Source organism: Mesorhizobium sp. (assembly GCF_005063415.1).
Taxonomy (GTDB): Bacteria; Pseudomonadota; Alphaproteobacteria; order Rhizobiales; family Rhizobiaceae; genus Mesorhizobium.
This window is the reverse complement of the sequence record NZ_SUEG01000302.1, coordinates 1-884: the sequence shown is the minus strand read 5'-3', so window position 1 is coordinate 884 and position 884 is coordinate 1. Positions and strand designations below refer to the sequence as shown.

Genomic DNA, 884 nt, shown 5'->3' with positions numbered 1-884 from the left:
GATCAGCCCCTACCTCTTCTTCTGGCAAGCCGGTGAGGAAGTGGAGGAACTGCATCGTCGTCACCTTGCACGGCTCAGTACTCATCCGCGTACGGCAGGTGCCGAGCTCGTCCGCATTCGAACAGATACGCTGTTCGGCATGGCGTTCTCCCATCTCATCGCTCTCTTCATTATCATCGCCACCGCAGCCACGCTCCACGCCAACGGCACTACGCAGATCGAGACTTCAGCGCAGGCGGCGGAGGCGCTCCGGCCGATTGCCGGCGAAGTCACCTTCGCGGTTTTCGCAGCCGGCATCATCGGCACCGGCATGCTGGCCGTCCCGGTGCTTGCCGGCTCGGCTGCCTATGCCGTCGCCGAGATGTTCCGCTGGCCGGAGGGGCTGGATCGGCGGCCCCGTGAGGCCAAGGCTTTCTATACAACGATTGCCGTAGCGACCCTCGGCAGTGTTGTAGTCAGCTTTACCGCAGTCGATCCAATCCGCGCGCTTTACTGGACAGCGGTCATCAATGGCATACTTGCGGTCCCACTGATGGCAATCATGGTGATGATGGCCAGCAGCCAGCGCATCATGGGAAGGCTGACCGCCCCGCGGTGGATGGTCATAGTCGGATGGCTAGCGGTGCTGATCATGGCTCTGGCCACGATCGGGTTCTTCGTGCTGTAAGCACCCAAGTCGCAGCAAAAAGGGGTTCGTACGGCCTGTTCCATGAGCTATAATGCGGCCAATTGCTATTGCGAAGCGAAGCATTGAGATCGTGAGGCGGGCTGGCTCGTATCGATCGTCCTTGTCAATGTCTTTGCCGCTGTCGGAGGGACATTGTGATCGTCCTGATTGTCTATGGAACGACCGAAGGCCAGACGCGGAAAATTGCCGCACGGAC

The 884-nt window shown here is 60.1% G+C and carries 1 protein-coding gene; it reads left to right on the top strand.

What is annotated here, in order from left to right; genetic code table 11:
• Nucleotides 1–667, top strand: a 667-nt coding sequence (locus tag E5W70_RS32020) for a divalent metal cation transporter (RefSeq protein ID WP_292665318.1), incomplete at its 5' end; no start/stop codon positions are given.
• Nucleotides 668–884: the final 217 nt, after the last annotated feature.